The organism is Enterobacter sp. ECC-019, from assembly GCF_043974075.1.
In the GTDB taxonomy this organism is placed as follows: domain Bacteria; phylum Pseudomonadota; class Gammaproteobacteria; order Enterobacterales; family Enterobacteriaceae; genus Enterobacter; species Enterobacter asburiae_D.
Genome location: NZ_CP143760.1, coordinates 79,156 through 96,089, shown reverse-complemented (window position 1 = coordinate 96,089; position 16,934 = coordinate 79,156). Strand labels below are relative to the sequence as shown.

General features: G+C 52.8%; 25 protein-coding genes and 2 pseudogenes. 25 read left to right on the top strand and 2 right to left on the bottom strand.

The window, feature by feature from the left end:
- The 6 genes and pseudogenes from psiB to V1566_RS23675 all read left to right on the top strand — a co-directional run bounded on the left by psiB (position 1) and on the right by V1566_RS23675 (position 2,291).
- On the top strand, positions 1-432 hold the full coding sequence (psiB, locus tag V1566_RS23700; protein ID WP_058842249.1) for a conjugation system SOS inhibitor PsiB: 432 nt from the start codon (positions 1-3) through the stop codon (positions 430-432).
- The gene (locus tag V1566_RS23695) at positions 429-1,151 is read left to right on the top strand and encodes a plasmid SOS inhibition protein A (RefSeq protein WP_395306071.1); all 723 of its coding nucleotides are present in this window, start codon (positions 429-431) and stop codon (positions 1,149-1,151) included. Before psiB ends, V1566_RS23695 begins: the two co-directional genes overlap by 4 nt.
- Positions 1,152-1,153: 2 nt before the next feature.
- On the top strand, positions 1,154-1,477 hold the full coding sequence (locus V1566_RS23690) for a theronine dehydrogenase (RefSeq protein WP_395306070.1): 324 nt from the start codon (positions 1,154-1,156) through the stop codon (positions 1,475-1,477).
- A 56-nt stretch (positions 1,478-1,533) separates the two neighbouring features.
- On the top strand, positions 1,534-1,908 hold the full coding sequence (locus tag V1566_RS23685) for a hypothetical protein (RefSeq protein ID WP_395306069.1): 375 nt from the start codon (positions 1,534-1,536) through the stop codon (positions 1,906-1,908).
- A 166-nt stretch (positions 1,909-2,074) separates the two neighbouring features.
- Positions 2,075-2,224: pseudogene (locus tag V1566_RS23680) on the top strand (DUF5431 family protein); the annotation flags it as partial.
- A complete protein-coding gene (locus tag V1566_RS23675; protein WP_223540704.1) occupies positions 2,166-2,291 on the top strand; it encodes a type I toxin-antitoxin system Hok family toxin in 126 nt (41 codons plus the stop codon). The pseudogene V1566_RS23680 and the gene V1566_RS23675, both read left to right, overlap by 59 nt.
- A gap of 217 nt (positions 2,292-2,508) precedes the next feature.
- Here V1566_RS23675 and V1566_RS23670 read toward each other — a convergent pair whose 3' ends face one another.
- The gene (locus V1566_RS23670; RefSeq protein WP_395306068.1) at positions 2,509-3,249 is read right to left on the bottom strand and encodes an SDR family NAD(P)-dependent oxidoreductase; all 741 of its coding nucleotides are present in this window, start codon (positions 3,247-3,249) and stop codon (positions 2,509-2,511) included.
- A 588-nt stretch (positions 3,250-3,837) separates the two neighbouring features.
- Between V1566_RS23670 and V1566_RS23665 the strand changes: the two genes are divergently transcribed.
- The 10 genes and pseudogenes from V1566_RS23665 (at position 3,838) to V1566_RS23620 (ending at position 10,364) form a co-directional block, all read left to right on the top strand.
- Positions 3,838-4,233, top strand: a complete 396-nt coding sequence (locus tag V1566_RS23665) for an ammonia monooxygenase (RefSeq protein ID WP_395306067.1) — start codon at positions 3,838-3,840, stop codon at positions 4,231-4,233.
- Positions 4,234-4,297: 64 nt separating this feature from the next.
- Positions 4,298-4,645: a hypothetical protein gene (locus V1566_RS23660; RefSeq protein ID WP_395306066.1), complete on the top strand. Its 348-nt coding sequence runs from the start codon at positions 4,298-4,300 to the stop codon at positions 4,643-4,645.
- Between the two features lie 84 nt (positions 4,646-4,729).
- Positions 4,730-4,996: a hypothetical protein gene (locus V1566_RS23655; RefSeq protein WP_395306065.1), complete on the top strand. Its 267-nt coding sequence runs from the start codon at positions 4,730-4,732 to the stop codon at positions 4,994-4,996.
- A 44-nt stretch (positions 4,997-5,040) separates the two neighbouring features.
- Positions 5,041-5,871 carry an N-6 DNA methylase gene (locus tag V1566_RS23650; protein ID WP_395306064.1) on the top strand — a complete coding sequence of 277 codons (831 nt, stop codon included), beginning with the start codon at positions 5,041-5,043 and terminating at the stop codon, positions 5,869-5,871.
- Entirely contained in the window at positions 5,861-6,040 is a 180-nt protein-coding gene (locus tag V1566_RS23645) for a hypothetical protein (protein ID WP_395306063.1), read from the top strand. The genes V1566_RS23650 and V1566_RS23645 overlap by 11 nt, the downstream gene beginning before the upstream one ends.
- A gap of 562 nt (positions 6,041-6,602) precedes the next feature.
- Positions 6,603-6,812 (top strand): hypothetical protein, encoded by a 210-nt coding sequence (locus V1566_RS23640; protein WP_395306062.1) that lies wholly within the window; start codon positions 6,603-6,605, stop codon positions 6,810-6,812.
- Positions 6,813-6,829: 17 nt separating this feature from the next.
- Positions 6,830-7,174 carry a hypothetical protein gene (locus tag V1566_RS23635; protein WP_024909886.1) on the top strand — a complete coding sequence of 115 codons (345 nt, stop codon included), beginning with the start codon at positions 6,830-6,832 and terminating at the stop codon, positions 7,172-7,174.
- A gap of 1,035 nt (positions 7,175-8,209) precedes the next feature.
- Positions 8,210-8,614 (top strand): ammonia monooxygenase, encoded by a 405-nt coding sequence (locus V1566_RS23630; protein WP_395306061.1) that lies wholly within the window; start codon positions 8,210-8,212, stop codon positions 8,612-8,614.
- 564 nt (positions 8,615-9,178) lie between these two features.
- Positions 9,179-9,992: pseudogene (locus V1566_RS23625) on the top strand (DUF932 domain-containing protein).
- A 63-nt stretch (positions 9,993-10,055) separates the two neighbouring features.
- Positions 10,056-10,364: a DUF5983 family protein gene (locus V1566_RS23620; RefSeq protein WP_395306060.1), complete on the top strand. Its 309-nt coding sequence runs from the start codon at positions 10,056-10,058 to the stop codon at positions 10,362-10,364.
- A 33-nt stretch (positions 10,365-10,397) separates the two neighbouring features.
- Here the strand turns inward: V1566_RS23620 and V1566_RS23615 are convergent, their stop codons facing one another.
- Positions 10,398-10,883: a transglycosylase SLT domain-containing protein gene (locus V1566_RS23615; RefSeq protein ID WP_395306059.1), complete on the bottom strand. Its 486-nt coding sequence runs from the start codon at positions 10,881-10,883 to the stop codon at positions 10,398-10,400.
- A 425-nt stretch (positions 10,884-11,308) separates the two neighbouring features.
- Between V1566_RS23615 and traM the strand changes: the two genes are divergently transcribed.
- The 9 genes from traM (at position 11,309) to V1566_RS23570 (ending at position 16,902) form a co-directional block, all read left to right on the top strand.
- Complete coding sequence (gene traM / locus V1566_RS23610; RefSeq protein WP_395306058.1) at positions 11,309-11,695, top strand: conjugal transfer relaxosome DNA-binding protein TraM; 387 nt, start codon at positions 11,309-11,311, stop codon at positions 11,693-11,695.
- 187 nt (positions 11,696-11,882) lie between these two features.
- Positions 11,883-12,572, top strand: a complete 690-nt coding sequence (locus tag V1566_RS23605; RefSeq protein ID WP_395306057.1) for a conjugal transfer protein TrbJ — start codon at positions 11,883-11,885, stop codon at positions 12,570-12,572.
- 180 nt (positions 12,573-12,752) lie between these two features.
- Positions 12,753-12,914 carry a TraY domain-containing protein gene (locus V1566_RS23600; protein WP_395306134.1) on the top strand — a complete coding sequence of 54 codons (162 nt, stop codon included), beginning with the start codon at positions 12,753-12,755 and terminating at the stop codon, positions 12,912-12,914.
- Between the two features lie 80 nt (positions 12,915-12,994).
- A complete protein-coding gene (traA, locus tag V1566_RS23595) occupies positions 12,995-13,363 on the top strand; it encodes a type IV conjugative transfer system pilin TraA (protein WP_024908900.1) in 369 nt (122 codons plus the stop codon).
- Between the two features lie 13 nt (positions 13,364-13,376).
- Entirely contained in the window at positions 13,377-13,682 is a 306-nt protein-coding gene (gene traL, locus V1566_RS23590) for a type IV conjugative transfer system protein TraL (protein ID WP_024908901.1), read from the top strand.
- 18 nt (positions 13,683-13,700) lie between these two features.
- Positions 13,701-14,267 (top strand): type IV conjugative transfer system protein TraE, encoded by a 567-nt coding sequence (traE, locus tag V1566_RS23585; RefSeq protein ID WP_395306056.1) that lies wholly within the window; start codon positions 13,701-13,703, stop codon positions 14,265-14,267.
- Positions 14,254-14,994 carry a type-F conjugative transfer system secretin TraK gene (traK, locus tag V1566_RS23580; RefSeq protein WP_395306055.1) on the top strand — a complete coding sequence of 247 codons (741 nt, stop codon included), beginning with the start codon at positions 14,254-14,256 and terminating at the stop codon, positions 14,992-14,994. Before traE ends, traK begins: the two co-directional genes overlap by 14 nt.
- The gene (gene traB, locus V1566_RS23575; RefSeq protein WP_395306054.1) at positions 14,994-16,394 is read left to right on the top strand and encodes an F-type conjugal transfer pilus assembly protein TraB; all 1,401 of its coding nucleotides are present in this window, start codon (positions 14,994-14,996) and stop codon (positions 16,392-16,394) included. Before traK ends, traB begins: the two co-directional genes overlap by 1 nt.
- On the top strand, positions 16,387-16,902 hold the full coding sequence (locus V1566_RS23570; RefSeq protein WP_395306053.1) for a conjugal transfer protein TraP: 516 nt from the start codon (positions 16,387-16,389) through the stop codon (positions 16,900-16,902). The genes traB and V1566_RS23570 overlap by 8 nt, the downstream gene beginning before the upstream one ends.
- Positions 16,903-16,934: the final 32 nt, after the last annotated feature.

Sequence of the window (16,934 nt, the reverse complement as noted above, 5' to 3'; positions counted from 1 at the left end):
ATGAACACTGTCCTGAACGTTGATGTCCTGAAAACCATGTCAGCCGATGAGCTGGAAGACTATCGCGCTGCCGGGGAAGACTTCCGCCGGGTGCTGAGCCATGCCGTAATGCGCGATCTGCCGTCGCCATCCGGATGGTCGGCGAACGCGGAATACCGGAGTGAGTTTGGTGGCTTTTTCCCGGTACAGATCCGTTTTTCTCCGTTGCACGGCCATTTTGATGTGGCGGTATGCAGCCCCGGTGAACTGAGCCCCCGCTGGATGGTGATTTTTGTCACCCGTGGCGGTCAGCCGTTCTCTGTTGTTCGCGCAATGGACAGCTTTAACCCGGAACTGATTACGCATACGCTGGCGCTGATTGCGTGTCTCGATTCAGATGGATACTCATTTGCCAGCATTATCAGCACGCTGGCGCAGGAGAGTGCGAAATGATCCCGTCATCCCATGCCCTTGTCACCCTGAAGCCAGCGCGTCAGGCTGCGCAGCAGGCCATTATGTCCGTGGAAGAAGCACGCCAGCGCGGTTCCCGTCTGCCATCGATGCCACATGTCCGGACCTTTCTGCGGCTGCTGACAGGCTCCAGTCGCATCAACAGCACGGTGGCGCAGTGTATTCCGGGGCTTAACCGCGATCCCAAAAACCGGCTGTCCAGCCTGAAACAGGTGGAGGAAGCGCTCGATATCCTCATCGAAAGCCACGGTGAGAAATGCCCTCTGCCACTGGATATGGATGTGCAGGCAGAGTTGTTTCCGGAAGTCCGGCATACCCGGACAGAACGGAGGAAGCAGCGAGAGGATATTGCCTTCAGTCGCAAAATGCGCCGGGAAGGCAGACTGGAAGAGAAGGGCTGGAAACAGCGGCAGAATCTGCTGGGGCAGGCGGTGACGGAGCTGAATTTCCAGTCACCGGAGACCGTTCTCAGCTGGTATCGCCGGTGGGCCGACGAGTTTGACGCGAGTGAGCTGGAACCGGCGTTCTGGCAGTGGCAGACGCGATTCGCCTCACTCAGCGAGCTTGTCTGGCTGCGCTGCAGTGATGCCCCGTTGTACGAGGTTATGCATGAAATCAGCTTTATTGTCAGGGGATCGGCTGCGCATATTCTGGAACGTGAACGCTGGCAGGTACCCAACAAACTGACCTGCAGGAGATAATCATGAAATGGCGATATTCACTGCGCTGGAAATTACCCTCTCCGTGTCCCGGCAAAGAGGTGCTGACGATGGCTGAAGTTGAAGCCGGGCAGTCAGCGCCGGAATCGATAATGTCTTTATGGGTTGCCGGAGCCGGGTATGCGGTGTGTGTGGATTTTCCCGGCGACAAACCAATACGGCGCTGGAGCGAGGAAAGGAAAGCAGCGGTGAGAAGGCGTAACATGCAGGCACGGATTAATCGTGTTGCCCCTCTGTTTGCCGATGAGTTAATCGAACGGGAGCTGGCTGCGCGTCTGGCGTATTTCAATGGCAAGTCAGCCCGGTGAATCAGATACAATGCTGCCTGACTGATCAGATAGTTACATAAAAGGAAACCAGAAAAATGAGGTACTTTTTGCTCGTTATATTACTGTTCGTACTCTATTTTTTAATCATCAGAAATGCTGCGCCAGAATGGGAAGGCTCGACAGGCTACTATGCAGGGCTGTTCATATGCAGTCTGATAGCGCTGGTTATCACATGGCGTGATCCGCCTGGCTGGTTCGATAAAACCCTGCTCAGCGTAATGGAGTTCGGCGTTCTGAGTGCCGGGCTTATCTTCTTTATCTGGGGTGTCGGGTACAAGCTGGCATTCTGGGGGCAACATGACTCCGATGCCATATTTGTAAGTGCCGGGGAGATAATTTTACCCAATCTTGCGCTGGTTACGGGTGTATTGATCGCGGCATGGGGATATGTGAGATATTTCAGGCGCTAAGCAGCATAAAGCGTGGATATACCTGGTAAGAAATAGCACCTGCCCGGTATAATCGACGTGGCGCTTGAGGCTTTTTGCCTCATGACGTGAAGGTGGTTTGTTACCGTGTTGTGTGGCAGAAAGCAGAAAGCCCCGAGTAATTTTTCAATTAACCCGAGGCCCCTGTATGTCTGATCAACAACAGTATGGCCGCTTACCTGCCGAAAGGCAAGGAGAAGTCAGCTATGAAACTGCCACGAAGTACCCTGCTCTGGTGTGTGTTAATAGTGTGCCTCACACTGCTGATATTCACTTACCTGACACGGAAATCGCTCTGCGAAATCCGTTACAGGGACACGAACAGGGAGGTGGCGGCTTTTATGGCCTACGAATCCGGTAAGTAAGCTACCTGAAGGCGGGGGAAACCCCGCCTTTTCAGGAGCTGAGTTGCTCTGACATGCCTGAAGCGCCTTTATGAAGGGGTTACCGGTTTACCGGTAGCCCCTTTTTCCTCCCCGACGCGACCGCACGCCTGAACTTCCGGGAAGGGCTGTTCCCCTTCGGGGAACGGGGGAAGGGGGACGCGCCTCCGGCGCTGCCCCTCTGCTCCCTCATGATCGCCTATAAACGCAGTAGCCCCCCGTCGACCACATACTGACTACCCGTAACATATCCGGCATCGTCCGACAGTAAAAACAGTGCAACGGCAGCGGCTTCTTCTGCAGTACCCGGACGTTTAAGGGGGACGCCAGCGTTTATCTGGGCATCATACTGCGCACGGAAGGGGGCGGGAATAATGTCCAGTATCGGCGTATCGATGGCCCCTGGCACAAGCGCGTTCACCCTGATCCCCCGTGGTGCAAAGGCCGTTGCCCAGCTGCGAACCAGCGCCAGTTGTGCGCCTTTACTGGCAGCGTAAAGTGCTGCCATGGGGGTTCCTTCATAGGCTGCCGTGGAGGCGGTCAGTACCACGGAGGCCCCTTCTTTCAAAAAACGGGAGAGACTGGCGACCTGCAGGACCGCGGCCCGGACATTGTTTGCCATTATCGTATCGAACTGAGTCGCGCTGCAGTGTTCAACGGATGAGAAGGCGAGTTGTCCGGCGTTAAGCCACAGGCCATCCAGCATGCCGAACGATTCGACAGCGTCTGCCAGTGCCTGTGCTGCCTCTGGCTCGGCTCCATCGTTTTGAAGAAGAGCTGTGTGATGGGGGAGTTGTGTCCGTAGTTGTTCCAGTTTATGCAGGTTGCGGCCGGTTATCATGACCTCGCCACCTTCTGCTGTAATGCGCTTTGCCCCGGCCAGACCAATACCGCTGCTTGCACCCGTTATCACTATTTTCTTGCCTGAAAATCTTCCCATTGTATCCCTCGCAGAGTGTTTTACGTCCGGTTTACTCACACTAGAACAACGGATATTGGTTGTAAAACCATAAACCTGAGGGGCAGGGCGATGGACCCCTTCGGCTCCTGGCCAGCTGCGCTGTCCAGTCGTCGAGCCACACTCCGCCAGGGCAGCTGCTTCGCACCCGCCGGGCTCCGCCGAACCCGCTGGCGGTTTCGGGCCTGACGGCTAGTGTCTGATGTCTGAGGTCAAGGTCAAGGGCAGCGCTTGCTGCGACCGTTCCGGTCACGCCGCTTTCACCGTGCCGGCGATAAAGCTGCCGGCACTCCGGGGGCGCCACGCCGTTCCGTCGTGTCGGGTGTGTTCATTCTCTTCCTGTGCTTCTGGTGAGCCATCTCCCGTTAAGTCCCCGGGCGGAGGGCTGGTCGTAGCACCGTCGTGTCGTCATCCGAAGGGTGAAATGCACTCCGCCAAAAGTTTTTGCGAAGGACCGCAAAAACTTTTGTCTCCGCCCTTCTCCTGCCGCCACGCCGTCGCTCCTTTGCCCTTTGCCGCCAGGGAACTCACCGAGAGATGGATTAATCACCAGACAAGAGGAAAAGCAGAATGAACACACAGAACGTCAACGTCAAAACCGCCACCAAAGAATCTACCAAAAGATGGGGGACAGACCCGAAAGCGCGTCTGGCCTGTGTTATCGCGGAGCAAAAGTCGTATCTGGCCGAGCTTTGCGGGATAAAGGCGCTCCAGCTGGTCCAGCATGAAGAGGCTGAGGAAGCCTGCAACATCCTGTGCGCCATGAGTAAAAACATCTGGTACGAGGGAGTTATCGACTGGATGCGCGAAAAACCTCTGCTGTCATTCCATGTTGTTCAGCCGTGGTTACAGGCTAAAGCACATGCCGCCCGGTTGTATGGCGAAACAGGCCAGGAAGCATGGGCGTATGCAGACAAGAGCCTTAAGGGCTGCATGATTTTTGAACGTGCCATGCTGGCAGAGTAAACACGCTCACTTTACTACTCACGGCGGCAGAGGGTGCCGCCATCAATCACAGAAGGAGAAAACCATGTACTTACACCTGACCGAATCCTCCACCCTGCTGGGGATGCACGCGACTGCCGAAGCGGAGCGGGCGTACTGGCTACACCGTCAGGAGCAGGCCGTAACAAAACCCGCTGAAATCGACGTGCACGCCTTTCATGACGCGCTGGGGCTGATGTATCCCCTGAACTGGTCAACAAGTGAAAACGGTGAGTGGGAAACGTTCATGATGGCGGAAATGACCTGCGGAGAAGTCACCGAAATTTATGCCCGTACCGGAGCGCGTTATTTCCGTCTGCGGGATGTGTGCCATCTGAACCACGAGCAAATCAAGACGCGCATTAAAGAGGCGTTTGGTCTGTTCCGTAAATGAAAAAGGCAGACTTTCGTCTGCCATTTCCCGCCGGATTTGTACGCCGCAAAACGATGAATCCGGCCTTAACTAAAGGAGTCAAGAATGAATCACTTCAGTGTAGTTTCAATTGTCACACCGACCGCCCTGTATGTCCAGATCTGCCGGGCAAAAATGACGCCAGTGAGAAAACAGACGCGAATTAAGCGCGGGGATATCGCACCGGAGGCTATCAGTACCGAAATGCGGTCGATGGGGCGTCATATTGCCCGCAACTGCAGGAAGGGACGCTCAGTTCGTATCCCGGCCATGCGCGGGAGCGAGTGGGGACAGGTGTTGCGTACGCTCGAACTGGCACGGGCATTTAACTGACGGAGGCGCCGCCCTGTAAGGGGCGGCATTTCAAAGGAGGTAATATGTCTCAACTTAGTTTTGCCAGCGTCTTTGACCAGGCGAGAGCGTCCGAACCCCGGGCTGTGCAGCGGCCTGCTGTCATACCGAAGCAAACCCCAACGTCATCCCGCGGTATGCTAACCATCGATGAGGCGCGGCGGCAGTTCATTCGTGTGTTTAAAGACACCGCCCGCAACCTTCGCCGCTGGGATGTATTCCGCGATTTCATCACGCTGGCTGCCAGTGAACTTGACCTCGCGCGGATCAGAACGCCGGAGAACATGGAAAGCAGCCGCGAGATTTGTGCTAAATACGGTGACAGCGATATCCGGAACCTGCACGAACTTTTCTGCCTGATGGTCTGCGCACTGGAGGCGAAATTTCATGACTTTCTCGGTGCGATCTTCATGGAGCTGGAGCTGGGCGACGACCGGAACGGGCAGTACTTCACGCCCTATCACCTCCAGTCGTTATTGGCAAAGCTGGTTATGCCAGATGTCGAACAGACGATACGCACGGAAGGTTTTGTGACCGTCAGCGATCCGGCCAGTGGTGCGGCGGGAATGATTATTGCTTATGCAGAGAACCTGCTTGAGGCTGGCTACAACCCGTCCGAGCAGATGTATGCACACTGTGTGGATATCGACCCGATCGCCGCCGATATGTCGTTTATCCAGCTTTCCCTGCTGGGTATTCCGGCTCAGGTAGTCACGGGTAATTCGCTGACGCTGGAATGTAGCAGGACGCGGTATACGCCGGTGTACTACATCAACAACTTTGAGAAGCGTCTGGACGATCAGCGGCGTATCAGTGCCATGCGCGAATTTATGCGCAGCATATCAGATGCTGCATAAAGTCCGGCTGGCAGGGGGACATTCTCCTGCCATCGGGCCCGCTAAAAAACGCGCGCCTGCGGCGCCGGAAGGGCAGGCTGCGCTGACGCGCCGCCGGGCCCTTTCCTCCGCGATTTCTCTGTTCTCCGGCTCTCTCTCTGCTTTCTGTCCGGTTTTAGCCTGCTGCTGACTAACTTCCGGCTGTTCTCCCTGCTGTGATGCCTCTTTTTTAACGGCAACGGCAACACCATTATGGACCCCTTCGGCTCCCGGCCAGCTGCGCTGTCCAGTCGTCGAGCCACACTCCGCCAGGGCAGCTGCTTCGCACCCGCCGGGCTCCGCCGAACCCGCAGGCGGGTTCGTGCCTGACGGCTAGTGTCTGATGTCTGAGGTCAAAGTCAAGGTCAAGGGCAGCGCTTGCTGCGACCGTTCCGGTCACGCCGCTTTCACCGTGCCGGCGATAAAACTGCCGGCACTTTGAGGGCGCCACGCCGTTCCGACGTGTCGGGTGTGTGCATCCTGTTCCCCCGGTGAGGCCATCCCCCGTGTGTCCTCACGCGGAGGGCTGGTCGTAGCACCGTCGGGTCGTCATCCAAGGGGTAAAATGCACTCCGCCAAAACTTTTTGCGAAGGGCAGCAAAAACTTTTGTCTCCGCCCCTTTCCTTCCTCCCTTCGCCGTTGCTCCTTTGCCCTTTGCCGCGAGAGAACTCACCAGGGAGATGGACAACCATCACTACAGGAGAGAACCAGGATGCACACACGAAACGTCAACGTCAAAACCGCCGCTCAAGAATCTACCGGAAGATGGGTGAAAAAAATGGCACGGATCATCGACCGTGGGCACTACAACGCGGCCTGTGCGCAGGAGGATCATGCGCATTACAGAAATAAGTTCACCCGTACCGATGCCTGTCTGTACTTCATCCGTGGAGCACTGTCAGAAATTACTAATAAATTTTGATTCAGAGGGAAACGAATATGACACATAAAACTATGTTCCTGCGCACTGACGGCTTTGTACGCAATATTCACTCACGTAATCCGTTCGACGTCATTCGTGCTGATGTGGTTCTGGCTCGTATGGAAAAACTGGCTGGTAAATCATGCGGCGCGTACCCCGAAATCTATGACGTCAGATTGCTGGGAATGGCGCTGGACTACCTGGCTAAATTACCTCTTAAAGACCGCCCGGTATTCATGGGCGCGGCGTCGATGCGTGGCTTTATGCTGACGTGGGCTGAGGAAGAACGTGCGAAGCAGAGGCATGACGACCTTATGAACGAGATGGATTTTGAGTCGCAAATTGAGTCAGGTGAGTATTAATCCCTGATCCCGGATTCGGTTCAGCCCTGGTGGCGTTCATCAGGGCAACCGCACAAACCTCTTTCCCCTGCGGGGAAACGGGGAGGGCGAAAGCGCCTCCGGCGCTCCTGCCTTTCCCCGTTGCAGTGCTTCTCTTCTCACCTGCGTTCATAACCGGCGTCCTGCTGGTTAACTTTCTCAACTGCGGCTCCTTGGCCATAACCCGAAAAACGGGCAGGGCGATGGCCCCCTTCGGCTCCTGACCAGCTGCGCTGTTCAGTCGTCGAGCCCCACTCCGCCAGGGCGGCTGCTGACGCACCCGCCGGGCTCCGCCGAACCCGCAAGCGGTTTCGGGCTGACGCTAGGGTCTGATGGCTAAGGTCAAGGTCAAGGGCAGCGCTTGCTGCGACCGTTCCGGTCACGCCGCTTTCACCGTGCCGGCGATAAAGCTGCCGGCACTCTAGTGCTTCTCTCCTCTCCTGCGTTCATAACCGGCGTCCTGCTGGTTAACTTTCTCAGCTGCAGCTCCGTGGCCATAACCCGAAAAACGGGCAGGGCGATGGCCCCCTTCGGCTCCTGACCAGCTGCGCTGTCCAGTCGTCGAGCCCCACTCCGCCAGGGCGGCTGCTGACGCACCCGCCGGGCTCCGCCGAACCCGCAAGCGGTTTCGGGCTGACGCTAGGGTCTGATGGCTAAGGTCAAGGGCAAGGGCAGCGCTTGCTGCGACCGTTCCGGTCGCGCCGCTTTCACCGTGCCGGCGATAAAGCTGCCGGCACTCCGGGGGCGCCACGCCGTTCCGTCGTGTCGGGTGTGTTCATTCTCTTCCTGTGCTTCTGGTGAGCCATCTCCCGTTAAGTCCCCGGGCGGAGGGCTGGTCGTAGCACCGTCGTGTCGTCATCCGAAGGGTGAAATGCACTCCGCCAAAACTTTTTGCGAAGGACCGCAAAAACTTTTGTCTCCGCCCTTCTCCTGCCGCCACGCCGTCGCTCCTTTGCCCTTTGCCGCCAGGGAACTCACCGAGAGATGGATTAATCACCAGACAAGAGGAAAAGCAGAATGAACACACAGAACGTCAACGTCAAAACCGCCACCAAAGAATCTACCAAAAGATGGGGGACAGACCCGAAAGCGCGTCTGGCCTGTGTTATCGCGGAGCAAAAGTCATATCTGGCTGAGCTTTGCGGCGTGTGCAATCTCCAGCTGAGCCAGCACGATGAGGCTGAGGAAATCCTGCGTCTTCTCAGCCTGATGAGCGACAACATTCACAGGGAAGGTGTGCTGTGCTGGGAACGTTCATATCCGCTGGTTTCGTTTCATGTCGTGCAGCCATGGTTGCAGGCTCAGGCTCATGTCATCCGCTTATACGGCTTTATCGGGCAAAAGGCGTGGGACATCGCGCATAAGGACCTTTGCAATAACATTAATCTTGCACAGTCTCTGTTGCGCCTGGAAGCTCGTTAATCAGCATCTCCATGCATAAATTTATGCGCAGCATGTCAGATGCTGCGTAATGTCCGGCAGGCAGGGGGGCATCCTCCTGCCATTGGGCCCGCTAAAAAACGCGCGCCTGCGGCGCCGGAAGGGCAGGCTGCGCTGACGCGCCGCCGGGCCCTTTCCTCCGCGATTTCTCTGTTCTCCGGCTCTCTCTCTGCTTTCTGTCCGGTTTTAGCCTGCTGCTGACTAACTTCCGGCTGTTCTCCCTGCTGTGATGCCTCTTTTTTAACGGCAACGGCAACACCATTATGGACCCCTTCGGCTCCCGGCCAGCTGCGCTGTCCAGTCGTCGAGCCCCACTCCGCCAGGGCGGCTGCTGACGCACCCGCCGGGCTCCGCCGAACCCGCAAGCGGTTTCGGGCTGACGCTAGGGTCTGATGGCTAAGGTCAAGGTCAAGGGCAGCGCTTGCTGCGACCGTTCCGGTCGCGCCGCTTTCACCGTGCCGGCGATAAAGCCGCCGGCACTCTGGAGGGCAACGCCGTTTCGCGCCCGCGCGTTCCGTCGTTGCTGCGGGTTCCTGCTCCTTTCCTCTGGTGCCGTTTCACCCGTTTGAGTCCATTCGTCAGGAACGTTCATTAACGAATAACGAATTAATTCAGTTTGTGCCTTCTGTCTTTCCCGAAGAAAAGCACAGTACACGCAGTGAACACTATACCTGTATCCCACCTATTACCCTGCTGGATAAGTTACGTGACGAAGGGTTTCAGCCCTTTTTCGCCTGCCAGTCAAGAGTGCGAAATGAAGATAAACGAGGTCATACAAAACATATGGTTCGCATGCGCAGGGAGGGTGTAAACAAAGGAAAGGAAGTTCCGGAAATCATTCTGCTTAATTCACATGATGGTTCATCGAGCTATCAAATGATCCCGGGCATGTTTTGTTTTGTCTGTACCAATGGCCTGATATGTGGAACATCATTTGGTGAGTTCCGGGTACCGCATAAAGGGGATGTCGTCGGACAGGTAATAGAAGGTGCTTACGCAGTCCTGGGTATTTTCGATAAAGTGGCAGAGAACATAGATATAATGAAATCCATTACGCTGACAAAAGAAGAGCAACACCTTTTTGGGAAGGCCGCTCTGACCTATAAGTATGATGACGAGAATAAAGCCCCGGTCAGTGTTGGACAAATTATTCACCCCCCGCCGTTTTGAAGATAAATCAGAAGATATCTGGACCACGTATCAACGTGTGCAGGAAAACTTGATTAAAGGTGGTTTGCCCGGTCGTTCACAGAACGGAAAAAAAACGATAACCCGACCGGTGCAGGGCATTGATGGTGACGTCAAACTGAATAAAGCGCTGTGGTTGATTGCCGAACAGTTCCGCACATTCAAGGGATAATACAAAAATACCCCGGACCGATATGTCCGGGGCCTTCAGTTCAGCGTCAGGGTGTTAATTACAATGTTTGAATTCACAGGCGTCTGCGTCAGTATTACACATATGGAGGGAAAAGATGTCAGGATCCTCCATATACTTTCCTTTAATAACCAGACCATCGAAAGCTATAACGAGTGGATCCATGACACGTCATATGGCGTGGTCATCAGGATGTATGATTTTAAGCGCCATCTTCTGGCCCTTAAAAGAGGTGGCGTATCCAGGCTATTGCGCAGGAATCTTATCCGCATGTATCAGGAACGTGGATATCTCATCTATTATTTTGACAGCGATGCGGATCATTACCCCGATATAGACAGTGTGGAATTCTGAAAAGATGAAGCCTTCTCCACGAGAAGGCTTTTTTTAGTTCATTGCGGTTAGCTGCGTTTTAGCTGGCTGACGTTTACTCGCTTTTATCGCGGTGTAGTACCGATGAATTTTTTTCGCATACTCATAACGCCTGGCTGCCTGAAGCGGCGTTCTTTTAAACCCTGCGTTATACGCACCCACAGCATCCCATGACACGCCCCATTTTCTGAAAGCCTTTGCCAGATAATACGCCCCGGTGTAGATATTCAGACAGGCATCCGTGAGCAGATGGTCTGATTTTATTCCATATCGTGACAGTTCGTCGAAATGCTGCGAATCAATCTGCATAAGTCCGGAGCCGTAACCTGTTACCGGATTACGACCAATGGCGCCAATTATAAAATGCGATTCCTGCCAGGAAATAGCACGGAGTAGATCTGGATCAATTCTGTAATCTCTTCCCGCCATATCAAAACAATCCGATGCCATGGCGGACAACGATATTGCTGACAGTGCGATGCCCAGTACCCAACCTTTCATGAATTTCCCTCCGGTGCAGTTGCCGGAAATACGTTAACCCATCCGAGAAATATACTCAACAAATGTGCACTCCTCACCACAAAAACAGCACACCCCACGCAAAATTAAAATTTTGCAGATAATCCATTAAATTTATGTAGTTGCCTGTGGTTATGTTATGTAGTGTTATATATCGTTATGTAAAAACAAGTTGTCGGAAAGTTTTAAATAAGTTGTGACTGAGTCGATTGAAACTTAACTTCAACTCAGTCCTTTAAAAACAATAAGTTGTTTAGACTTAAGTTCAGGCTTAAGTCGTTAACTGAGTTTCCATACAAGTCGCCAGTGCTCTAGGCTTAAGTTTAGAGTTGTATTAATCGAATGTTCGCGATATCTTCTGCCCTAAATAAACTTGAATATCCCATATTATTAATACAGGAGTCGCTATGGCCAGGGTGCAGGCATATCCCAGTGATGAGGTCGTTGCAAAAATTAGCGCGATTGTTGATAGACGCAGGGCAGAAGGTGCCAAAGAGAAAGATATAAGTTTTTCCAGCGTAGCGACGATGCTTCTGGAACTGGGGCTCCGTGTGTATGAAGCTCAGATGGAGCGGAAAGAGTCCGGCTTCAATCAGACAGAGTTTAATAAAGTTCTGCTCGAAAATGTTATAAAGACTCAGTTCACCATTTCAAAAGTTCTGGCAATGGATTCGCTCAGTCCACATATCATCGGTGATGAACGCTTTGATTTCAAATCTATGGTCATGAATATTCGTGATGATGCAAAAGAAATTGTAGACAGATTTTTCCCAGTGCAGGAAGAAGAGGAATAAGTTAGCAGTTTTTATGTCTATATTGTTTTCTTAAAAAAGAATAATGATCTGGGTTTTATGAGTGACAGGGATAGTCTTGGGTATTAAAATGGAATCCGAGTAGTGATTAAAATTTGTTGAAGCATTGATGCCTGGGGATTGCCCCCCAGACATCAACTATCCATAGAGTCCTTCAAAGGAGGCGCCTATGTGTGCGAAGGATCGTAGTCAAAATGCGTTTGCCAGTCAAACGGATTCCATTCAATCTGTGAGTGAAATGCTTAACATTTCATCTTCATTGTCGTTTATTCGTAACTCCTGTGGTGAATTAATTCGTTCCAGCCCCCTTTTTGACAAAATGTTCTTAACAAACCGTGACATTAACTCATGGTTATCTTCATTACCGATTGAAACGGGTATGGAGCTGGTTGGAGCTGAGATTGGTGTTCTGACTGAGTGCTCTGCATGTATTGTGAAGGATGTTTGTATCGATGGTTATGTCTGGAACGTTTTCATTGAGAGTATGTTGTTAAAAAATGAGTCTTACACTAAATGGGTTTTTGTCAGAGAATCTCATGCTGTTGTATTAGCCCAAAACTCTTATAGTAGATTGGGAAGGCGAATCAATGCATACCTTTCAAACCCGTTATCAAGAAAAGATGATAAATGGAAAATTCTGAGTTTATATGCAATTGGTTTAACGCATTCTAAAATTGCAAGTCTGACTGGTGTTGCTGAAAAAACTTCGAAAAATGTTATAAATGATTTTAATAAAGAATTCTGTTTTGAAAATCGCGACACCCTCATTTTATCCTTTTTTTATTCTATGAATTACCAGAGGCTGGCTCTGAATGTCGTGAATGTGCTTAAATTTGTTGTTAATGATATGTTAACTTGAACGGGACTTTTCGGGTAAATGAATGTCAGGAAAATTTACTCAGCCCTCTGGCGTTATTTATTTACTTTAGGGTCGTCTGGTGTAAAAATTTCTTATGCAATATTAACGCATTCACTGGGGGCGCGATTGACAAAATCGGTGAGAAGTAATTCAAGGCCAGCACCAGGGCTTCATGTACTTCTGCGTCTTGATGACGAGACTAATCGCCTTTTAATAAAGGCGAAAGACAGAAGTCTGAGAAGCAAGACAGCGGAAGCTTTCATGCGACTCAGGGATCACCTGGAGCGTTTTCCGGATTTTTATAACTCAGAAACAACAGAGGAGATGAAAAAACACAATTAGTTCTTTTACACAGGTTTAATGGACTGTTCTAAACAGGTTACGTCGGTTATTTAATTTCATTCAAAATATTGGGTATAGACATGAATACTGTATTAGCTGTGCAGGGTAGCGCTGTAGCTGTAGAAAAGAAAACCTCTAAATTTTCTCGCATTTTTACCAAAAAGAATGCGCTGAAAGCAATTAAAGCTGTTTTACCAGTAGCAATTCTGGCCGCTGCATTCCCGCAGGCTGCCCTGGCAACCTCAACCGGTAATGACCTGATGGCCTCCGGTGACGGTACTGTTAAGGCAACCTTCGGTAAAGGGTCGAGTGTCGTCAAGTGGGTTATCCTGGCCGAAGTTATCGTCGGCGGTATCATGTACATGATGACCAAAAACGTTAAGTTCCTGGCCGGGTTCGCCATCCTGTCGGTATTCGTTACCGTCGGTATGTCTGTCGCTGGCTACTGACAGGGCGTGAATGATGACCGGGGACGAACTCAAGAAGTACCGTTTCCCGGAAACATTGACGAACCAGTCCCGTTGGTTCGGTTTGTATCTTGATGAACTAATCCCGGCCGTGATTTGCCTCGGCTGGGGTTTCTGGACCAGTAAGTTCTTATTCGGTCTGGTAGCGGCAATTCTGGTTTACCTGGGCATCAAAAAACTGAAAAAAGGGCGGGGCAGTGCCTGGTTGCGCGATTTGATTTACTGGTATCTGCCTACGTCCCTTCTTAAAGGGATTTTCCATGATGTCCCGGACTCCTGTTTCCGGCAGTGGATTAAATAACAGAACGGAGTAACAAACATGGAACACGGTGCACGTCTCAGTACCACCCGTGTCATTGGTCTGGGTTTTATCTGTCTCGGTACCGTCACCTTACTGAGCCTGGCCACCAACGTTATTCAGGGCATCAATAACTACCGCCTGCAGACGGAGCAGAAAGTGGCGGTAACGCCGATGCTGTTTAACGCCCCTTTTGCGGTATCACAGAACCAGTCCGATGCCTCCTATCTGGAGCAGATGGCCCTGAGCTTCGTATCGCTGCGTCTTAACGTCACACCCGAAACGGTGGATGCACAGCACGCACAGCTGCTGAAGTACGTCTATCCGGCTTCCCAGAACAACCTCAAGATCCAGCTGGCTGAAGATGCCAGTCGGATTAAAGACAACAACGTGAACTCCAGTTTTTACTGGACTTTTGTACGGGCCTATCCGGCTGAAAACCGTGTCGAGATGCGGGGCGAACTGAAAACCTGGATTGGCGATTCGCAACCTGACTCGGACATTAAACATTATGTGCTTCAGTTTAAACGCCTTGACGGGATCAGCTGGCTGACACGTTTTGGAGAAGTGACAGATGAAAAACACTAGGCCCCTCTGTATTACTGTCAGTCTGAGCCTGTGTCTGATATCGCCGGCAATGTCAGCGACAGTCAGCAGCACGCTGGCTCCGACGGTCGTACCGCTCACCAACGGCGGTCAGGCTAACATCGCCGTCAGCAATACTGACCCTAACCTGTTCACGGTTCCCGGCGATCGCATTACCGCGATAAACAGCCTGGACGGTGGCCTCACGAATCAGGAGCAGACGGATAACGGCGGCGCCATTCTGGCCACAGTCAGTAAAAAGCCATTCACCTTCATCGTCGAAACCGAACGCGGGCTTAATTTCTCTGTTCGCGCGGTGCCGCGTGCAGGAGCTGGCCGCACCATCCAGCTGGTCTCAGAACTGGCAGGAACGCCGGGTCCGGCAAAAGCCTGGGAAGAGTCTGCACCCTATGAAAGTCTTCTGGTTTCCCTGAACCGGGCCGTGCGTCAGGGAGGGGTACCGGAAGGATATGAGCCCATTCCTGTCACCTCTGAGACGTTACCTGTCCCGGCAGGCCTGAGCGCTAAAGCAGACAAGGTCTGGACAGGGCATCACCTGAAAGTGGTTCGCTACGCGGTGGAAAATATGACTTTCTCCCCGCGTGTGGTCAGGGAAAGTGACTTCTGGCAGCAGGGTACCCGGGCCATCATGATAAGCGGGTCTGCCGGTCCCTTAGTGGGCGGCGGACGACTGCAGGTCTGGGTGACCACAGCAGAGGGGGAACGATAATGGCCAACATTAACAAGCTGGTCAGAAACAAACAGTATTTGTGGCTGGGTGTCATTATCGTGGCAGCAGCAGGCGCAATAGGCGGTGGCCTGTACCTGTCCGATCTGGATATGAATTCAGATGATACTGCGAAGACCGAAAGCGAACCCGCTCCGGATATGACGGGGGTTGTTGACAGCCGCTTTGATGCAAAGGTTCAGCAGCACGCCACAACGAAAATGCAGGCAACGGCAGCCGATCTCAACAAACGCTTTGACGCAATGGAGAGCGAACTGGCGCTTCTGAACAAGGGGCGTGGTGAAGATCAGCAGCGGATTGAAAAACTGACGACGGATAATCAGGCCATGCAGGACCAGTTAAGCAAACTGGGCGTGAAGCCAACCACCCGCAGCGGCGAACCGGTACCCGCACCGCCGGTTCCGGCGCCAGGACCGGAAGGTGAACCTCAGCCGGTTAACTTCCCGCCGCAGCCTGCCGGTTCGGTCCCTCCACCGACGTCTTTTTACCCAGGGAACGGCACCACGCCACCCCCGCAGGTGAGCTACCAGTCTGTTCCGGTACCAAACCAGATCCAGCGGCGCACATTCAGTTATGACAAAGGGAAGAAAGCGAAGTTATTGCCGTACATTCCGTCGGGGAGCTTTGCAAAAAGTACGCTCATCGAGGGGGCGGATGCCAACGCGTCTGTTACCGGAAATGAATCAACCGTACCGATGCAGCTGCGTATCACCGGGCGCGTGGAAATGCCAAACAGCAAAACCTACGACCTGACAGGGTGTTTTGTGGGACTTGAAGCCTATGGCGATGTTTCCAGCGAGCGCGCCATTGTCCGGACCCGCAATATCAGCTGTATCAAAGGTGATAAAACCATCGATCAGCCGATTAACGGCCACGTTTCCTTTATGGGGAAAAACGGGGTTAAAGGTGAGGTGGTGATGCGGAACGGCAAAATCCTCGGCTGGGCGTGGGGGGCAGGGTTTATTGACGGCATTGGCCAGGGCATGGAGCGCGCCTCGCAACCGTCTGTAGGCATTGGTGCAACGGCATCCGTCGGTGCCGGTGATGTGCTGAAGATGGGTATTGGCGGTGGGTCATCAAAAGCCGCGCAGACGCTGGGTGATTACTACATCAAACGTGCAGAGCAGTATCACCCGGTGATCCCGATTGGTGCGGGTAATGAAGTGACGGTCGTATTCCAGGACGGTTTTCAGCTGAAAACGATTGAAGAACTGGAAGCCGAGAAAAACAGTAAACAGCAGGCGCAAAATCAGCCGCAGCAACCGCAAGCGGGGGCAAGCCTGAATGGTTTTAATACTGACCAGATGCTGAAACAGCTCGGTAAATTAGATCCGCATCAGTTCTCTCCTGGTGCAGCAAATGAGGGTAACAACAATGAATAAGCGTCCTGTGAGTTTTGTACAAACGTCGCTGAACGTGTCCGGGTGGCTTATCCTGCACGCGGTGGTCTTTCCGATGGCCTTGATGGCCTTGTTATATGTCATGACGTTCTGGAAGGGCGGGATGACGCCGGGGGAGATGCTGGTGAGCCAGAATGAAACGGTACAGAGAGAGGGATATGTCATTAACGTCTGCATTCCGGCCCCGAAAACCGGTTCTGATGATAATCCCTTCCCGGTGCTGAACCAGAACTGCACCAGTATTAAAACCGATGCTGCCGGGTATGCAGCATATGTGGATAAATCGTACTTCGAGGAATTAGTGAACCTGTGGATAGTCATGGCGCTGGTATTTATGGGGATGTCGGTACTGTTCGGTCGCACGCCGTGGCACAGAACTCATCGCCTGAGTAATACCGGCCATACCGTCTTCTTCAGTAAACCAGGAACCGGAAAGTCATTTCACCCGACGTCGGGAAAAAACAGCGAGGGAGAAAATGGAGAAAAATAATCCGTTCCCGGAGACGTCTGGTCATACTGTTC